This window comes from Bradyrhizobium sp. 187 (assembly GCF_023101005.1).
Lineage (GTDB): Bacteria > Pseudomonadota > Alphaproteobacteria > Rhizobiales > Xanthobacteraceae > Bradyrhizobium > Bradyrhizobium canariense_D.
This window is the reverse complement of record NZ_CP064693.1, coordinates 6,770,893-6,788,753: the sequence shown is the minus strand read 5'-3', so window position 1 is coordinate 6,788,753 and position 17,861 is coordinate 6,770,893. Positions and strand designations below refer to the sequence as shown.

General features: G+C 63.6%; 16 protein-coding genes and 1 other RNA gene. 8 read left to right on the top strand and 9 right to left on the bottom strand.

Going from position 1 to position 17,861, the window contains the following annotated elements; all coding sequences use genetic code 11:
• Window positions 1-15: 15 nt before the first annotated feature.
• Both tkt and IVB19_RS32825 read right to left on the bottom strand, forming a co-directional pair.
• Window positions 16-2,001, bottom strand: a complete 1,986-nt coding sequence (gene tkt / locus IVB19_RS32830; RefSeq protein WP_018454602.1) for a transketolase — start codon at window positions 1,999-2,001, stop codon at window positions 16-18.
• A gap of 185 nt (window positions 2,002-2,186) precedes the next feature.
• Complete coding sequence (locus IVB19_RS32825) at window positions 2,187-2,345, bottom strand: hypothetical protein (protein ID WP_018454601.1); 159 nt, start codon at window positions 2,343-2,345, stop codon at window positions 2,187-2,189.
• On the opposite strand from IVB19_RS32825, the gene IVB19_RS32820 reads away from it, so the two are divergent.
• From IVB19_RS32820 to IVB19_RS32800, 5 genes are all read left to right on the top strand, one after another.
• The gene (locus IVB19_RS32820) at window positions 2,314-2,634 is read left to right on the top strand and encodes a DUF4164 domain-containing protein (protein WP_026232773.1); all 321 of its coding nucleotides are present in this window, start codon (window positions 2,314-2,316) and stop codon (window positions 2,632-2,634) included. The two genes, IVB19_RS32825 and IVB19_RS32820, sit on opposite strands and share 32 nt — an antisense overlap.
• Window positions 2,631-3,014, top strand: coding sequence for a cell division protein ZapA (locus IVB19_RS32815; protein WP_007599950.1), 384 nt, complete (start codon window positions 2,631-2,633; stop codon window positions 3,012-3,014). Before IVB19_RS32820 ends, IVB19_RS32815 begins: the two co-directional genes overlap by 4 nt.
• A gap of 48 nt (window positions 3,015-3,062) precedes the next feature.
• A non-coding RNA gene (gene ssrS, locus IVB19_RS32810) (6S RNA) lies at window positions 3,063-3,222 on the top strand.
• 228 nt (window positions 3,223-3,450) lie between these two features.
• Window positions 3,451-4,047, top strand: coding sequence for a 5-formyltetrahydrofolate cyclo-ligase (locus IVB19_RS32805; protein ID WP_018454600.1), 597 nt, complete (start codon window positions 3,451-3,453; stop codon window positions 4,045-4,047).
• Complete coding sequence (locus IVB19_RS32800) at window positions 4,025-4,849, top strand: TIGR00282 family metallophosphoesterase (RefSeq protein ID WP_018454599.1); 825 nt, start codon at window positions 4,025-4,027, stop codon at window positions 4,847-4,849. The genes IVB19_RS32805 and IVB19_RS32800 overlap by 23 nt, the downstream gene beginning before the upstream one ends.
• A 190-nt stretch (window positions 4,850-5,039) precedes the next feature.
• Here the strand turns inward: IVB19_RS32800 and IVB19_RS32795 are convergent, their stop codons facing one another.
• From IVB19_RS32795 to IVB19_RS32775, 5 genes are all read right to left on the bottom strand, one after another.
• Window positions 5,040-6,383, bottom strand: a complete 1,344-nt coding sequence (locus IVB19_RS32795; RefSeq protein ID WP_018454598.1) for a cytochrome c — start codon at window positions 6,381-6,383, stop codon at window positions 5,040-5,042.
• The gene (locus IVB19_RS32790; protein ID WP_026232772.1) at window positions 6,380-8,557 is read right to left on the bottom strand and encodes a xanthine dehydrogenase family protein molybdopterin-binding subunit; all 2,178 of its coding nucleotides are present in this window, start codon (window positions 8,555-8,557) and stop codon (window positions 6,380-6,382) included. The genes IVB19_RS32795 and IVB19_RS32790 overlap by 4 nt, the downstream gene beginning before the upstream one ends.
• Window positions 8,558-8,565: 8 nt before the next feature.
• On the bottom strand, window positions 8,566-9,030 hold the full coding sequence (locus IVB19_RS32785) for a (2Fe-2S)-binding protein (RefSeq protein ID WP_247820768.1): 465 nt from the start codon (window positions 9,028-9,030) through the stop codon (window positions 8,566-8,568).
• A 435-nt stretch (window positions 9,031-9,465) separates the two neighbouring features.
• Window positions 9,466-11,370, bottom strand: a complete 1,905-nt coding sequence (locus IVB19_RS32780; protein WP_247336589.1) for an ATP-binding protein — start codon at window positions 11,368-11,370, stop codon at window positions 9,466-9,468.
• Between the two features lie 366 nt (window positions 11,371-11,736).
• Window positions 11,737-12,072, bottom strand: a complete 336-nt coding sequence (locus tag IVB19_RS32775) for a hypothetical protein (RefSeq protein WP_083926372.1) — start codon at window positions 12,070-12,072, stop codon at window positions 11,737-11,739.
• Between the two features lie 175 nt (window positions 12,073-12,247).
• On the opposite strand from IVB19_RS32775, the gene IVB19_RS32770 reads away from it, so the two are divergent.
• Entirely contained in the window at window positions 12,248-12,511 is a 264-nt protein-coding gene (locus tag IVB19_RS32770; RefSeq protein WP_083926371.1) for a hypothetical protein, read from the top strand.
• Window positions 12,477-12,866 carry a hypothetical protein gene (locus tag IVB19_RS32765; protein ID WP_231191003.1) on the top strand — a complete coding sequence of 130 codons (390 nt, stop codon included), beginning with the start codon at window positions 12,477-12,479 and terminating at the stop codon, window positions 12,864-12,866. The genes IVB19_RS32770 and IVB19_RS32765 overlap by 35 nt, the downstream gene beginning before the upstream one ends.
• A gap of 740 nt (window positions 12,867-13,606) precedes the next feature.
• On the opposite strand, the gene IVB19_RS32760 is transcribed toward IVB19_RS32765, so the two are convergent.
• Together IVB19_RS32760 and IVB19_RS32755 are read right to left on the bottom strand one after the other, a co-directional pair.
• A complete protein-coding gene (locus tag IVB19_RS32760; RefSeq protein WP_247431842.1) occupies window positions 13,607-15,031 on the bottom strand; it encodes a methyl-accepting chemotaxis protein in 1,425 nt (474 codons plus the stop codon).
• Window positions 15,032-15,140: 109 nt separating this feature from the next.
• A complete protein-coding gene (locus IVB19_RS32755; RefSeq protein ID WP_247820767.1) occupies window positions 15,141-16,889 on the bottom strand; it encodes a methyl-accepting chemotaxis protein in 1,749 nt (582 codons plus the stop codon).
• Between the two features lie 205 nt (window positions 16,890-17,094).
• Here IVB19_RS32755 and IVB19_RS32750 point away from each other — a divergent pair, with 205 nt between their 5' ends.
• Window positions 17,095-17,841: a YebC/PmpR family DNA-binding transcriptional regulator gene (locus IVB19_RS32750; RefSeq protein WP_018454592.1), complete on the top strand. Its 747-nt coding sequence runs from the start codon at window positions 17,095-17,097 to the stop codon at window positions 17,839-17,841.
• The last annotated feature ends 20 nt before the right edge of the window (window positions 17,842-17,861 follow it).

Sequence of the window (17,861 nt, the reverse complement as noted above, 5' to 3'; positions counted from 1 at the left end):
CGGTAATCTCAACTCTCAGGAAACGCGTTTCAGAACGGCGTTAACCGCGGCCTCGGCGGTAATGCCAAAGTGCTGGAATACCTTGTTGAGAGGGGCGCTGGCGCCGAAGGAGTGCATGCCGATAAACTCGCCATCCTGGCCGATCACGGCGTCCCAGCCCCAGCGCACGGCGGCCTCGATTGCGACCTTGATGGGGGCATTGCCGATGATCTCGTCGCGGCGCTCCTTTGGTTGCGCTAGCAGGAGCTCGAGCGAGGGAACCGAAACCACCCGGGTCGGAATGCCGCGCTCGGCGAGCTGCTTCTGGGCGGCCACGGCCATCTCCACTTCGGAGCCCGAGGCGAACAGCGTCGCCTTGGCTTCGCCCTGGGCGGCCACCAGCTCGTAGGCACCGAACCGGCAGGGGCTCTCGTTCGGTGCGGTGGTGCGCAGTTGCGGCAGGTTCTGACGGGTCAGCGCCAAGACTGTCGGGCCGTCGATGCGGTTGAGCGCGAGCTCCCAGCACTCGGCAACCTCGATGGAATCGCACGGACGGAACACGCGCATGTTGGGAATGGCGCGAAGTGCTGAGAGATGCTCGACCGGCTGGTGGGTCGGGCCGTCTTCGCCGAGGCCGATGGAATCGTGGGTCATGACATAAACGACCCCGGTCCCCATCAATGCGGCGAGCCGCATCGCGGGCCGCGCATAATCGGTGAACACCAGGAAGGTCGCGCCGTTCGGCGCAAAACCACCGTGCAGGAAGATGCCGTTCATCGCCGCGCACATGCCGTGCTCGCGGATGCCGTAATGGATGAAGCGGCCCTTCGGCGTCTTGGCCGAGAACGCGGTTGCGGACTTCGCCTTGTTGTTGTTGGAGCCGGTGAGGTCGGCCGAGCCCGCCAGAAATTCCATCGGCATCGCGCCGGCAATCACTTCGATCACGGCTTCGGAGGATTTGCGGGTCGCCGCATTCATCGGCTTTTCCAGCAGCTCCTTCTTGTAGGCGCGCACCGCCTTCGCGAGCGCGGCCGGGCGCTCGTGGCGCAGGCGACGCTCGAACTCGGCGCGCTTGCGGCTGCCGAGTTCACCGAGCCTTGCTTCCCATTCCTGTCGTGCCGCCGCGCCGCGGCTGCCGGCCGCGCGCCAGGCCTTGAGCACGTCGTCGGGCACCGAGAACGGCTCCAGCGAAATGCCGAGATTTTCCTTGGCGGCCTTGAGCTCGTCGGCGCCGAGCGCTTCGCCGTGCACCTTGTTGGTGCCGGCCTTATGCGGGGCGCCGAAGCCGATGGTGGTGCGGCAGGCGATCAGCGTCGGCTTGTTTGATTTCTGCGCGCGCGTGATCGCGGCGGCGATTGCGGCCTGGTCGTGGCCGTCGATCTTTTCGGCGGCCCAGCCCGCCGACTTGAACCGCTTCACCTGGTCGACGGAGTCGGAAAGCGAGGTCGGACCGTCGATCGAAATGCCGTTGTCGTCATAGAGCACGATCAGCTTGTTGAGCTTCCAGTGCCCGGCCAACGCGATCGCTTCCTGCGACACGCCTTCCATCAAATCGCCGTCGGAAGCGATCACATAGGTATGGTGATCGACAATCTTCTTGCCGAACTCGGCGGCGAGCATCTTCTCGGCGAGCGCCATGCCGACGGCGGTGGAAATGCCCTGGCCGAGCGGACCGGTGGTGGTCTCGATGCCCTTGGTGTGGCCGTGCTCGGGATGTCCGGGTGTCAGCGATCCCAACTGGCGAAAGTCCTTGAGCTGGTCGATCGTCATCTCTGGGCTGCCGATCAGATACAGCAGCGAATAGATCAGCATCGAGCCGTGCCCGGCCGAGAGCACGAAGCGGTCGCGGTCCGGCCAGTCCAGCGCGGCGACGTCGAATTTCAGGAATTGCGTGAACAGCACGGTCGCCATGTCGGCGGCGCCCATCGGCAGGCCCGGATGACCCGATTTCGCCTTCTCGACGCCGTCCATGGCAAGGCCGCGGATCGCATTGGCCATACGGTTGTGATCGACCTGCGTCATGTCTGAAAATCCGTCTGAAATGAGGCGCTTGTGGCTGGATTTGGCCGCGCCGGAAGGAGCCTTTCGGCCGCTGGGGTCGCGGCTGGGATAGCATCTCGGTTCCGACAGGCCAAGGCAATCAAACGCCGGTTTGGCCGCAAAAGTTGCTTAGCAGTGCATAGGTTTCGCGGCGGCGTTGCGATTCCCTAGCTTGCCACGTAAATTTCTGCTTCTAACCGCTTGCCGAACCGAGTCTTTTGCCGGACGGCAAGCCCCAGGAAAAGCCCAAAGGAAAACTCCAAGGGCAAGGCCACAGGTTCCGCCGCTGACTGCATGAACGATCGCGTATCCAACAGCTCTGCCATGACCGAGTCCTCGGCCGTCGAGATCGAGATCGCGACCCGCAGGCTCATGGCGGCGCTCGACTCGCTCGAAAGCGCGGTGGAGCGGCGGCGCGATGCCGATCGCGACGAGAACGAGCTCGCGGCGCGGATTCAGGCGCTCGGCGCGGACCGCTCGCGGCTTGCCGACGAGCTCGACGGCGCGCTGGTGAAGGCACGCAAGCTCGAGCGCTCCAGCCGCGAGATCTCCGATCGGCTGGATTCCGCGATCGTCACGATACGTTCGGTGCTCGATACCGGAGAGGACGGATGAGCCACATCAACGTCACCATCAACGGCCGGCAATACCGCATGGCCTGCGAGGAAGGCCAGGAGGTGCGGCTGCTCAAGCTGGCTGAAAGCCTGGAGACGCGGATTCAGTCGCTGCGCGGAAAGTTCGGCGAGATCGGTGATGCCAGGCTCACCGTGATGGCGGCGCTGACCGTCTGCGACGAACTGGTCGATGCCGGCAACCGCATCCGGACCATGGAGCAGGAGCTGACCGAACTGCGGGATTTCCGCAACGCCGCCGTCGAGCGCGCCCGGTTGACCCAGACCGCGGTCGTGAACGCACTGAACTCTGCCGCCGAGCGCATCGAGAAGTCGACCCAGGTCCTGAACCGCACCGTCGGCAACGGGATCGCCATCGGCTGACCCTTCACCGGGCTGGCGATTCGTCAGCATCGTTGTTACATTGCCCAAGCGGGGCTGCGACGCGCGTCAGGAGCCATTATCCCCGGGGCCTTATCGATCCTTTAGGGAACTGTCCCTGGCCGGGCCCGTGGGCTCGGACATATGGTGCCCACCTACTTTCGTAGGGAACTCCGGGATCGAGTGCTTCAACGGCGTTCGCGGCTTCGCACTTTTGTTTTTCTTCCTTCTGGTTCGTGCCTGTCGAAATTGCGTCCCCGACACGCTCGCGGTTTGATTTCGGTGTCATGCCCCGCGCAGGCGGGGCATCCAGTACGCCGCGCTGTCGAGGTTTTTGCATTGGCGTCTCTGGAATACTGGATCACCCGCCCCAGTGCGCAAGGGCGCACAAGGCGGGTGATGACGGCGGAGCAAGGCTCAGCCTTCGGAGCAAGCGCGCATGACCAACACCAAAGCCGAACTCCGTGCCAAAGCCCTCGCGGCGCGCGATGCGCTGAGCGAAAAGAAACGCATCGCCGCCGCCGCCAAGCTCGCCAAGCGCGGGCTGCCATTCCAGCTTCTGCCTGGCAGCATCGTATCGGGCTATTCGCCGATCCGCAGCGAGATCGATCCGATGCCGCTGCTGAAGAAGCTCGCCGAGCAGGGTGCCAGGCTTGCGCTGCCTTGCGTCACTGCGCGGGGCCAGGCGCTGATCTTCCGCATCTTCCATCCGAACGATCGCCTGATGCTCGGCCCGCTCGGCATTCCCGAGCCGTCGCCTGGGGCCGCTGAAGTCATTCCCGACATCATGCTGACGCCGCTCGCTGCCTTCGATCGTCTCGGCCATCGCATCGGCTATGGCGCGGGGCACTACGACCACACCTTCGCGCATCTGCGAAAAACCAAGACCATCGTCGGCATCGGGCTCGCTTTTGCAGCGCAGGAGATCAAGGCGGTTCCGGCACTAGCCCACGACGTGGCGCTGGATTATGTGCTAACGGAATCGGACGTATTCGATTTCCGGAGTTCTGAAGTTGCGCATTCTCTTCGTGGGTGATGTCGTCGGCCGTGCCGGGCGCAATGCCATCGCCGAATATCTGCCTGGCATGGTCAAGGACTGGTCGCTCGATTTCGTCGTCGTCAACGGCGAGAATTCCGCCGGCGGCTTCGGCATCACGGAAGCGATCTATCAGGAGTTTCTCGACGCCGGCGCCGACGCGGTGACGCTCGGCAATCACTCCTGGGATCAGCGCGAAGCACTGGTGTTCATCGAGCGCGCGGAGCGCCTGGTGCGGCCGGCGAACTATCCGCGCGGGACGCCCGGCCGTGGCGCCGCGTTGGTCGAGACCAAGAACGGCAAGCACGCGCTCGTCGTCAACGCTTTGGGCCGCGTCTTCATGACCCCGTTCGACGATCCCTTCGCGGCCCTCGAGCGCGAGCTCGGCGCCTGCCCGCTCGGCATTGCCGCGGACGCCATCGTCGTCGACTTCCATTGCGAGGCGACCAGCGAGAAGCAGGGCATCGGCTTCTTCTGCGACGGCCGCGCCAGCCTCGTCGTCGGCACCCACACCCATGTGCCGACCGCCGACCACCAGATCCTGTCGGGCGGCACCGCCTACATGACCGATGCCGGCATGACCGGCGACTACGATTCCATCATCGGCATGCAGAAGGAGGAGCCGTTGCGCAGGTTCACCTCCGGGATCCCCTCAGGCCGCTTCGAGCCGGCAGCGGGCGCTGCGACGCTCAGCGGCGTTGCGGTCGAGACGGATGACGCGACGGGGCTTGCGCTCCGTATTGGGCCGGTGCGCGCCGGCGGCAGGCTGGAGCCGACGACGCCGAAATTCTGGCTGAGCTGAATTGCAGCGGCAGATCCCGCTGCACCTTCTCCCCTTGTGGGAGAAGGTGGCGCGAAGCGCCGGATGAGGGGTCGCTTCCGCGAATTCAAATGCGAGTTGGACGCGTGGAGACAACCCCTTACCCGGCTTCGCTTCGCGAAGCCACCCTCTCCTGCAAGGGGAGAGGGTGCAGCGTCAGTCGGCGCGAGAATTACTCCGCCGTCTGCTCCCGCAACTCCGCAACATCCTTCGCCGTCAGCTTCGAGCCCTTCGCGCCGAACCGCGCTGTCACGTAGTTCGCCACCGCCGCGATCTCGTCGTCGCTATAGGCCTTGCCGAACGCCGGCATCGACAGCGCGCCGTCCGGCGTGTCGCGCTTGGTGCCTGACAGCACGATTTGCGCGACGTTGGTGGCGGCGGGGTCGTTGACGGCCCAGGTGCCGGTCAGCGTCGCCATCGGCGAGACCGGGCTTTCGCCGCTCCAGCCATGGCAACTGGCGCAGGCGCTGGCGAACACCATTTTGCCGCGCGCATCCGCCGTGACGCCGTCCTTGTGCGAGGCGGGTGCGACGGGCGCGGTGATTGCGGGCAGGTCGGGCGAGGGCTGCGGCGGCACGCTGCGCAGATAAGCGACGATGCTGCTTATGTCCTCAGGCGCGAACTGGCTAAAGCTGTGGTCGACCGCTTCGCCCATCGGACCCGACGCCGAGCCGTGGCCCGGCGCATGGCCGAGCGACAGATAGGAGACCAGGTCCTCGTCACGCCAGCTGCCGAGGCCGGTGGCCTTGTCGGAGGAGATGTTGAAGGCGCGCCACCCGGCCGTGATCGCGCCTGCAAATTTCTTGCGGTTGTCCAGCGCAAAGCCGAGATTGCGCGGCGTGTGGCATTCGCCGCAATGCGCCAGCGCCTCCACGAGATAGGCGCCGCGATTCCACTGCGGGCTCTTCGACGTATCGGGCGCAAAGCGCGTGTCCGGATTGAACACGGCCGACCAGACAATCATCGCCCAGCGCTGGTTGAAAGGGAAGGACAGCGTGTTCTCCGGCGGCTTCGCGCGCACCGCAGGCAGGCTGAACAGATAGGCCTTCACCGCCAGCACGTCGTCGTCGGTCATGTAGGTGTAGGACGTGTAGGGCATCGCCGGATAGAGCCGGGCGCCGTCATGGCGCTTGCCGCGCTGGACGGCGTTGAGAAAATCCTGGTCGCTGTAATTGCCGATGCCGGTGTCCGTGTCCGGCGTAATGTTGGTGGAATAGAGCGTGCCGAACGGCAGCTTGAAGCCGAGCCCGCCGGAATAGTCCGTCTCGCCGGGCTTGGTGTGGCAAACCATGCAGTCGGCCGCCTTCGCCAGGTATTCGCCGCGTTCGACCAGGCTCGCCTTCTCGAGCTTGGCCGGCACGCCGGCCGGCTTGCCCGCGCGGTAATCCGCCAGCGCCACCTTGGTGCCGCCGGCGAAGTCGAGCGGGCCGGGCCCGCGGATGATCCAGACGCCGAGCGCCACGACGACAATGGCGATCACGACGATGCCAGTGAGGATACGCATCTTGCCGCTCATGCCTTTTTCCCCGCAGCCAGCAGTTTCCGATCGATCGGCAGGCGCCGCAGCGCCACGCCGGTTGCTGCGTAAATGGCGTTGCGCAGCGCCGGCGGGCCGGCGTTGACGCCGGCCTCGCCGATGCCGCCGGGCGCTTCGCCGCTCTTGACGACGACGACCTCGATCTTCGGTGTCTCATTGATGCGCATCATGCGGTAGTCGTGGAAGTTCGACTGCTGCACGCGGCCCTTCTCGATGGTGATCTCGCCATAGAGTGCGGCGGTGAGGCCGAACACCAGGCCGCCTTCGATCTGCGCCTTCACCGTGTCGGGGTTGACCGCGATGCCGGTGTCGACCACCGAGACGATACGGCGGAGCACGATCTCGCCGATATCGTCGATCTCCGCTTCCACCACGGTGGCGAGGAAGCTTGCAAACGACGGCTGGACGCAGACGCCGCGGCCGACGCGCGGTGGCAGCGGTTGGCCCCAGCCAGATTTCTCGGCGGCAAGATTGAGCACCGCGAGCATGCGCGGATTCTTCGTCAGCATCGAGCGGCGGAATTCGACCGGATCCTTGCCGGCCTTGCGCGCGAGCTCGTCCATCGCGCATTCGACCGCAAACACGTTGTTGTTCGGACCGACGCCGCGCCAGAAGCCGGTGGGCACCGCCGGCGGTTCGGCGCGGACATATTCGACATGGAAGTTGGTGAAGTCGTAGGGTGCATCCACGGCGGCATCGACCGCGTCGATGTCGATACCCTTCTGGAACGCCGGCGGCAGCCAGCGCGCCAGCACGGCGGAACCGGCGACCTTGTACTTCCAGGCCGCGACCTTGCCGTCGACCAGCGACGCCGTGACCTGGTCGCGATAGACCGGACGGTAGACGTCGTGCTGGATGTCCTCCTCACGGGTCCATATCACCTTGACGGGATAGTCGACCTGCTTTGCGATCTTCACGGCGGCCACCACCATATCCGGCTCGAGCTTGCGGCCGAAGCCGCCACCGAGCAGATGCTGGTTGACAATCACCTTGTCGACCGGGAGGCCCGCAGCCTTCGCCGCCTCCGACTGCACGCGCGTCATGATCTGCGTGCCGGTCCAGATCTCGCAGGCATCCGGCCTGACGTGAACGGTGGCGTTGATCGGCTCCATCGAGGCATGCGCAAGGAACGGCAGTTCGAAGCTTGCCTCGAACCTGTCGCCGCTGGCGAGCCCCTTGGCGATGTCGCCGACCGATTTCGCGACCACGCCGTCCTTCTCGCTGGCGGCGCGCAGATGCTGCCAGACGTCCTTCGTGCTGAGCTTCGCGTTCGGTCCCTCGTTCCACTCGATCTTGAGCGCATCGAGGCCCTTCTTTGCGGCCCACATGTGATCGCCGATCACCGCGACCGCATCCTCGAGCACCACGACCTTGCGTACGCCCGCAATTTTGACCGCCGCGCTGTCGTCGACCTTGCCGACCTTGCCGCCAAAGACCGGGCAATTGGCGATCGCGGCGATCTTCATGCCGGGCAGGATCGCGTCGATGCCGTAGACGACCTTGCCATTGACCTTGTCCGGCGTGTCGAGCCGCTTCAGCGGCTGGCCGATGATGACGAAGTCCTTGGGGTCCTTCACCCGGACGTCCTTCGGCGGCGTTTGGCCCTGTGCGGCCAGTGCCAGTTCGCCATAGCCGAGCTTGCGGCCGCTTGCGGCATGCACGACCTCGCCTTTCGATGTCGTGCAGCTTGCCGGCTCGACCTGCCATTGCGCCGCTGCGGCCTGCACCAGCATCGCCTTCGCGCTGGCGCCGGCGGCGCGCAACGGATTCCACCAGGCGCGGATCGAGGTCGAACCACCCGTGGCCTGCAGGCCGAACGCCGGATTGGCGTAGAGCTTGTCGTTGGGCGGCGCGTGCAGCACCGCAACCTTTGCCCAATCCGCGTCGAGCTCTTCGGCCAGGATCATCGCAATCGAGGTATAGACCCCCTGGCCCATCTCGACTTGCGGCATCAGGAGCACGGTGCGGCCGGTGTCTTCGACCCGGATGAAGGCGTTCGGCGCGAATTTGCCGTCGGTCGTGTCCTTCGGCTGCTCCGGCTCGTTGACGGCGGCGCGGAGCGGCAGATGGAAGGCGAGCAGGAAGCCGGTGGCGAGACCGCCGGTCAGAACCGCACGGCGGGAGACGTCAGGAAGAGTCTTGTCGGTGATCATGGCGGACCTCACGACTGACGGCCGGAGGCGGCTTGCTTGATGGCCTCGCGGATGCGCACATAGGTGCCGCAGCGGCAGATGTTGCCGGCCATCGCGGCGTCGATGTCGGAATCGTCAGGGCTGGGCGTTGCCGCCAGCAGTGCCGCGGCCGACATGATCTGGCCGGACTGGCAGTAGCCGCACTGGATCACTTCGGCATCGAGCCAGGCCTTCTGCACCTTTGCGCCCGCTGGCGTGCTGCCGACATGCTCGATCGTGGTGATGGCGCGGTTCGCGACCGTGCTGACCGGCAAGACGCAGGAGCGGACTGCCTTGCCGTCGACGTGCACGGTGCAGGCGCCACACTGCGCAATCCCGCAGCCGAACTTGGTGCCGGTCATCCCAAGGACGTCGCGCAGCACCCACAGCAGCGGCATGTCAGGTGGCGCGTCGAACGATTTCGTTTCGCCGTTGATGGTGAGAACAGTTGCCATATGCATCCCCTTGCTCGCTCGATCGCTTGCGGCGATCTAGTCAGCGAATTTGCGCGCACAATAATCATATCGATGCGAAACGATGAAGCGTCGACATGTCCGGCAATGCATTTTTGCGCAGTGAGCGCGTTAGGCCATGACGTTCACGAATTTGTGCGGCGATCACTGCAGTAATTTTGGGCTAATTGATATGATAATCGTCATTTTCTGACGCATTTTGCTCACAAGCGTCATTGATGGCCACAGAAGATCGTGCGAATGCGCAAAATCATGCGATGACGAAACTCGTGCGATTGTGGAAGTCGATCGACGGCGCGATCAATTGCCGCGACTCATTGTTGTGCCCTCTCCCCTTGTGGGAGAGGGCAGCGAGGCCGGTAGACGCAGGCTCATTCGGGTGAGGGGTCCGTCTCCGCGTACGGGCGCCGTTTTGGATCAAGCGACAAAGGGAAGCCTGATCGCGAACGAGGCACCGCCATGCTCCCGATTGCTCGCTGATATGAACCCGTTGTGTGCTTCGATAATGGTGCGCGCAATGGACAAGCCCATGCCCATGCCTTCCGCTTTACTGCTGTAAAACGGCTCGAAAACCTGTTTCAATTTGTCTTCTGGAATGCCGGGTCCGCGATCTGACACGGATAGCTCGGCGAATTGCTCGACGCGCGCGGTCCGGATGCTGATAGTGCGGCTTTCGTGAGACGTGTCCTTCATAGCCTCGACCCCGTTCAGCACAAGGTTCAAAATGACTTGTTGAAGCTGAATGCGGTCGCCGAGGATCGGTAGCGCATCTGGCGTGATCACGTTGACCATTTCGAATTTTCGGCTGACGGTTAGCGCCGAAAGAAATCTGACCGTCTCTTGCACAACCTCATTGAGGTCCAGTTGCTTCAATTCGAACGGCGCCTTCTTTAGGAGGCTGCGCATCCTGCGAATGACCTCGGTGGCACGCCGGTCATCCTGTAAAATATCGTTCACAATTTCCCTGAGTTCAACGACATCGGAAAGTGCAGCGATATCGGGACGCTGCGATTGCAGGATCGCGGCTGCGGTTTCGGCGTTCGTCAGAATAGACCCAAGCGGCTGGTTGATCTCGTGAGCAATCGAGGCGGTCAGTTCGCCAGCGGTCGCGAAGCGATTAACGTGGGCCAGTTCAGTCATGCGCTGTCGCGACTGTACTTCGGCGAATTGACGACGGCGATGCTCACGTAGCAGGATAGCAATAAGCCCGGCTTGTATGAGAAAAACCGCGACGACGGATGCGATCAGCCATAAATACCGTTCCCACACCGATGGCTCGCGGAAGTAGACCGTGCTGCCGGGCGGCAGGTGGCTGTCGCTGATCCCGAACCGCTGCATTTGCCGCCAATCGAACCTTGGCAGCTCGAATTGGCTGGGTGCGACCTTTACGTCGCCAGCTTTTTCACCGTTTAGAATACGGATTGCCGCCGCGGCTGCGATAGTCATGCCCTTCTCGATCGAATGCATAGAGCCGCCGACAATCGAGCCATCAAAAAATCCGTCAAGATAGGAAAAGATGGGAGCATCGGCGGCAGCCGAGAGCCTGTGCAAGGCGGCAGTGCCCTCATGTGTAACACCCGCCGCATCAACGCTCATCAGATGCCAGAAGATGGCGCTGTGAGGTGGAAGATGTGCCGCGTCTTTCAGGATATCTTCAAATGACAGCTTGTTATACCATCGTAGTTCAACCCGCCCGCTGAACGGTGCGAGTTCTCGCTCCAATACCCCTTGCCAAAATGTTTCATTGGGCGAAGCCCCATTCACGACGGCGATCACTTTCGTGTCGGGCAACACCTTCAGAATAGTTTCGATGGCGGCAGGAAAATTATGAGCCGCAGCGGCCACGGTGTCATACTCGGTCAGCTTGTCGTATTGGACCCGTCGCGCCTCGACGGAAGTAAACATCATTGGTGTCTTGGGGAAAAGCTGAGCGCGATACCGCTGCACAAACTCGGCAGCTGGCGCACCGAGGGCGACAATGAGGTCGGGAGGTTTGGCCCCGTACAATGCTTGGAGGTAACCGATAAAGGGTGCGAGCGCCTTGTCGTCGTCCACAAGGGCGCTTAGCAGCGAGTGGTCCTGAAAGTCGATTGGGACTTTCGATTGCTTGATCATTTGAGGGCGAAGAAACTCAGCGAAATCGGTCCACGGTTTGAAGCGGAGGCCGAATGATTGCAGCATCAAAACGCGCTTGGGCTCAGGATCAGCCGCCCGACCCGGCCCCAGTGTTGCCAGCAACAATGCGACGACCAGCGGGGCGGCGAAGGTCCGCCTGCAAAAGGATCGCCAGGATAGTGAGAACAGGCAAAACCGCATTGCCATCCTAGTCCCCTCGGTCCCGGAGCCTAATGGCACGGCCGAATGTTTAATAGGCCGAAAAACGGCTGTCGGCGGCTTGGCCGGGGAGAGCGATCAGGACTGGACCCAGCGGCAGCGGACCGCAACGATTCCGGGGACAATGAATTCCAGCCGAAATCTTGGTTTAACTGCACGCGCTAACGGTGGCTGAAAGTTGAAGCTCGGGGTTCGCCCGAGCTTCAACAGGAGCAAGCCATGCGAAGCCCGAAGCCGTTCACCGTCTATCAGCCGGTCCCGGCCAAAGCCCGAAGCCGCTCTTCACCGTCCACGCCTATTCGCTCGATCAGGCGCGGACTTGAGCGGAAGACGATGGAAGTCGCGGTCGACGGGTTAATAGGCGCAAATATAGTTTCCGTAAGCATCGTAGCAACTGCGGCGGTACGCAGCAGTGCCAACGGCAGCCGCGCCTACCGCTGCCGCTCCTACACCGTAGCCCCGATAGCCGTAGCCGCGATAGCCGCCCCGATAGCCGTAGCCACGGTAGCCTGCGCCGCGCACCGCAACAGCGCCGCCGCCTCGCGGTCCTCGAACTGCGACCGCACCGCCGCGATAACCGCCGCCACCCCGATAGGCACCTCCGCCGCGCCGAGCCTCGGCATCATCGGGGATCAAGCAGGCGGTGAGCAAAACGAAAGCTGCAAGAGAAGCAAGAATGAAGCGGAGCATGACAGAAACCCTTCCATGAATTCCTTAAGCCCCGCTCGCGAGATTGCGGCTCTCTCCGCGCAGGAGCTTGATGTAGATCAATCGAACCCGCGCACTGCGGCGACTACGCTGTGTTCTGCCGCACCTGAGAAGGCGATGAGCCTCAGTTGCGCAAGTTCCAAGAGAGAGGTCCGCCATGCATCCGAGCAAGCATCTTTCGATCAGGTCAGCGACTGTTGCCGGGATTGCTGCCAGCGCCCTGTTGGGCCTTGCAGGTCTCACGCTCAATCCAGGCCCAGCCAATGCGGTCGTGTATTGCCAATACACTGCCTACCCAGCGGGTTGCGTTGCTCGGGCAGGCGTCGTGCTCAGGCCCCGCCCGGTGGCGCGCGCCGCAGTCCGTCATAACGCCGGCGGCAATGCGAATGGTGGCGTCAATCGTGTCGGAGCCAGGCGGTAAAGGCCGGTTTCGCAAGCCAGGAAGAAGCCGCCATCGCTTCGTCCCGGTGGCGGCTTTGCTTTGTCTGGCGGGGATAGGCCACGGTACCGACGGGGCGGCTTTAGGCATGAAACACACTTGGTACGTCACTTTTGAAGTGCCGCTGGATGGCACACTGTCAAGACGGCGACATCCGCGGCTAACCAACACGTTTGAAAGCGAAGCAGCAGCCAAGGATTTTGCGCGAACCAAATTCAACGACGGACTGATCGTCAGTGCAGGGACTGTCATCCCTCACTTTCCGAGAGTGTCGATCCCATCGGCCGAAATCCCAACGTGGCTCGAAGCACCGAACCAAGTTGATCCAGATCAATAACTAGGCCACCGACGCTGGTGACATGCTCTAAGGGGCAGCAACCGGGAGCCTGACCATGAATGAACGTTCGGAGCCGAAACAGGTCTGTCGTCGCAACGCACTAACCTTCCTTGGATACGCAGGGGTGTTTGGGCTTGTGGTTTCGTCCTCAATTTTGGCGGCCTCAGAGGCTGTTGCTCAAACCACTGCGCCAGCCGCCGCGCCTACCACGCCGCCAGCGGACGCGCCGAAGTCAGGCACAGAACGCCGCCAGGAGCGGCGCAGCGGGCGAACAGAGCGCCGCCAGGAACGCCGCACGGGACGCACAGAGCGGCGCCAAGAGAGGCGTACGGGACGCGACGAGCGACGGGACGCTCGCGACGGCACCCCGGCCGCCACGACGACCACCGAGCAAAAGAAGTAGTCCGTTCATTGCCAAGCACAGCTACCGGGCCGCCCAAGCGTAGGCCCGGAAGGCCGTACAGCGCGCGGCCAGCGCCGTCTACGGAAAGCGGGGCGGGGCTATCGAAATCGGCTTCTCTCGCGAGGGGAGAAGAGGAGGGGATGGAGATTTCGGAATAATAGCAGTATACGCCTGTTTTGCCCGACGGCGCAAGCGCTTCAGAGGCGCCTGGATCGACGGATTCATCTGGCGCTTAAGCCGTTGATTCTACTCGCCCCGGCTACTGTGCATGGGGTTGTTTTCGAGGTTTTTGATTCAGGGAGGCCATGCGCCCGCCGCAAGCGCGTCGCGACGACCCTCAGCTCTGCCGAAAGCCCATCCGGAAGGCGCCCCAGTGCTTGCCGCGGATCATGATCGGCGAGGATAAATCCTTCATCAGCACGAACTGCCCGCCGCCCATGTCGCGGCGATAGGTCTGCAGCAGGAACGGCTTGGTGTTGGCCGCGACCTTCTGCACCGCGCGATCGGTGAACAGGCGGCGGTTGCGGCAATTGGCGTTATTCCAGACCGGGTCCTTGCCCTGCGGCAGGCGGTAGTTCGGGTTGTGCGTCGGCAGATAGCCGCCCTTGGCCCAGGCGACGCAGAACACGATGCGGGGATCGGATTTCTGGATCGGGTCCTGGATCGCGGGCAGCACGCGGTCTGTGAAGTCGACATAGTTGGTGTTGTACTGCTTGGGATCGGTGCCGGGGATTTCCCGATAGTTCTCGTCCATGAACTGGTCGAGCGTGATCTCGCCGCGGCCGATGGCGGCTTCGAACTCGTCCGAGATCCGCTTTGCGGTCTCGACGACAATTCGGATCAGCGGCGCATCCGATGTCTCGACGCCGCTGTCGGCGATCAGCGCAATCAGCCCTTCGGACGTGTCGAGCAGTTTGGTCACGCGTTGATCGGCGTTCTTGAGATCGCGTGAGGAGAGGTCAACGCCCTTGGCGAGTTCGTTGAGCTCGCTGATGACGCTGTCGCAATGTCCGAGATTGGAGGTCGCTGCGCGCGTGACGCTCCCGATCTCCGCTTCCACGGAGGCGAAGCCCTGCTGGACCCGCGAGATGATGCCGGAGATCCGCTGGGCGCCTTCGCCGGCCGTCTTCGCGCGCTGCGAGGCATCGCTGCTCTCGCCGATCAGACCTTCGATCTGGCCGTCGAGATCGCGCACGGTGTCGGAGATCTGGTGCGTGGCCTGGCGGGTGGCTTCCGCGAGGTTCTTGACCTCGCTTGCGACCACCGCGAAGCCGCGGCCGGCATTGCCGGCGCGTGCCGCCTCGATGGTGGCGTTGAGCGCGAGCAGGTTGGTCTGCTTTGCGATCGCCTCGATCGAGCCGGACACTTTTGCCACTTGTGCCAGCGCGGAGCCGACGGCGCTCAAGCGCGCCTCGATCCGCTCCACCGCTGCAACGAGCTCGGAGATGTGGCTCACCGCGGCATCGACTGCGCCGCGCGACTGCGCGATCTCGCCGACCGCCGCTGACGTGGTCGTTTGCACCGCCTGTGACGCATTGGCGATGTCGTGATTGGCCGACACCATCGTTTCGGCAGTTTCCTGGAGGTGGTGGAAACGTTCCGACTGGTTCGCGACGCGGCTTGCGACTTCCTGGACGTTGCCGGCGATGTCAGCGAGTTCCACGCCGAGTCCGCCGATGCGGTCGGCGAGCTGATCGATCAGCCGTTCGGCAAGCGTTCGGTTGGAGCCAGTGTCCAGTACTGCAAGTTGTACGACGGACATGTCTTGAGAGTCCTCCAGTCAGAGCCGTTCGCCGGCTCTCCGCGGCATTCCCATTCCAATATCGATCTTAGGAGGTGATTCGCGCTTTGGCGTCTTGCCTGAGCGCGCACTAGAGCTTGTAGGCCGTCCTGAATCCGCCCCAGTGCCGGCCTTGCACGCGGATCGGAACGTCGATCTCGCGCATCATCACCGTATTTCCGTTGCCCATGTCGCGTGCATAGCTCTGCACCAGATACGAGCGCAGGTTGCGCGCGGCAGCCAACCCCGCCGGATCGTTGAACATCCGCCGGTTGCGGCTGTTGGCCGTGTTCCAGGCGGCATCACCAGGCCGCTGCGGATGCGAATAGATCCTATTGTGCACCGGCAGGAAGCCGTTGCGATCGACCATGGCGCAGAATGCCATGCGCGGGTCCTTCGCCAGAAAGGCTTCCTGGAACGCCGGCAGCGCGCGATCGGCCCAATCCAGATATCTGGTGCGGTACTGCTGCGGATTGGTTCCGGCGATTTCGGCATAATCGGTGTCGAAGAGGTGGTCGATCTTCACCTCGCCGCGGGCAACCGCCTGCTCGAAGATCGCGGTCAGCGCGTTACCCGCCTCCATGGCGCGGGTGACAAACTCCGTGTTCTCCTCGTGGATCGACCACAGCCTGTCCTCGATCTTCTCGCGTAGCTCGGCATTGGGACTAACGAATTGCGCGCGGGCCCCGGCCTTGGACTGCTCGACCACGCGCAGGCGGCAGGCACCGACGCCTTCGAGGGTGCCTTCGACCATGGCTTGCGATGCAAGGCGGCCCGCGTCCGCGCCGCCGATCAGCACGCCGTCCATCGCTATCTCGTAGACCGGCAGCACGCCGCGGGCGGTTTCGAGCTTGAGATGGCAGGGCAGCCGCTCGGTCTTGCGGCGGTCGTCGTGCTCGCTCTGGCGCAGCAGCACGGCGCAGCGCGATTTCAGTTTCTGTGCGAAGGCGGTCACGGCCTTGCCTGCGCTGGCGACGTGCTCGCCGTGGCTCTCGGCCGCCTTGGTCGCAGCATCGATCTCGGCTGCGCTTTCGCCGACCGAGATGATGAACTGCGACGCGCTGGTCGCGTTGCCGGAGACTTCGCTGGTGGTGGCATTCTGTTCGGCGACCGCGCCGTTGACGGTCTCGAACACCGGACGGATCGCCTCGATCGCCTGCGAGATGCGGTGCACCGCATCTGCTGAGCCGGCGGCGTCGCGCTGCAGAGCGTCGATCTTTTTGGTGATCTCCTCCGTCGCGCCCTGGGTCTGCACCGCGAGTGCCTTGACCTCGGTGGCGACGACCGCAAAGCCTCTTCCCGCAGCGCCCGCGCGCGCGGCCTCGATGGTCGAGTTGAGCGCGAGCAGCGTCGTCTGCCGCGCGATCTGTGCGATCAGATTGACCACGTTGCTGATGGCGGCCGAGGATTCGCGCAAGCGATCGACATTGGCGCGGGCTTCCTGTGCCGCGGCACTGGCCTCGTCGGCGAGCTTGCCGGCCTCGCGAACCTGCGCCCCGATGCCCAGCGCCGACTGGGTGAATTTGTCGGCGGCATGGGCGAAGGTGGAGGCATTCGATTGCGCGGCGTTGGTCCGGCCGGTCAGGGCGTCGGTGCGGTCGCGAATGGCGGCAAGCGTCGTGGCGGTCGCCTCGGCGCCGCCGGCCACCGAATTGGCGGCGCGCTCGAGCTGGCGAATCATGGCGCCCAGTTCGAGTTCCAGCAGTTCCAGGATTTCCTTGGCCGAATCGCTTTCGACGGCCGCGGCAGGCTCGGAATGGGCCGCCGGCTGCGCGGCCTGCGGGGCAGCCGCAGTTGCAGCCATGTCCGGCAGACGCTTCCGAAATAGTTCGAATGCCATCAGCTCTCTCTTGTCACGGGACGGTCGGAGGCTATTTTCGCAGGCTGGAATGAAATCAGGGTTAACGATGCCTGACATCTAGGCACGGGCCCGTACGGTGTTACCTTAAAGTCGTAGAGCCTCTTTCTTTCCAGGGGGGTCGCGGCCTATAAGGCCGCGCTTCCCACGCTCACCTTGGCGCACGAGTCCCTAGAGAAGATCACGCATGGCCGGACATTCCCAATTCAAGAACATCATGCACCGCAAGGGGCGGCAGGATGCCCAGAAGTCGAAACTGTTCGGCAAGCTGGCGCGGGAAATCACCGTCGCGGCCAAGCTGGGGACGCCCGACCCCAACATGAACCCGCGCCTGCGTGCCGCCATCACCGCGGCGCGCCAGGAGAACATGCCGAAGGACAATATCGAGCGCGCCGTCAAGAAGGCGCTCGGCAGCGACAGCGAGAATTATGACGAGATCCGCTACGAGGGTTACGGCCCGGGCGGCGTTGCCGTCATCGTCGAGGCGCTGACCGACAATCGCAACCGCGCGGCTTCCGACATCCGCTCCTTCTTCGCCAAGTCCGGCGGCAATCTCGGTGAAACCGGCTCGGTCTCCTTCATGTTCGACCGAACCGGCATCATCGAATACGACCGCAGCATCGCCTCCGACGATGCGGTGCTGGATGCCGCGATCGAGGCCGGCGCCGACGACGTGATCTCGAGCGAAGGCGGCCACGAGATCTACGCCTCGACCGAAGGCTATCGCGACGTCGCCAAGGCGCTGGAGGCCAAGTTCGGCGAGCCGCGCAAGGCCGCGCTGATCTGGAAGCCGCAGAACACGGTCGCAGTCGACGACGAGACCGGCGAGAAGCTGCTCAAGCTGATGGACCTGCTCAACGAGCACGACGACGTCCAGCACGTCTACGCCAATTTCGAGGTGTCGGACGCGCTGCTGGCGAAGATGGGCGGGTAGGGGGGCACTTCCCCTGTTAC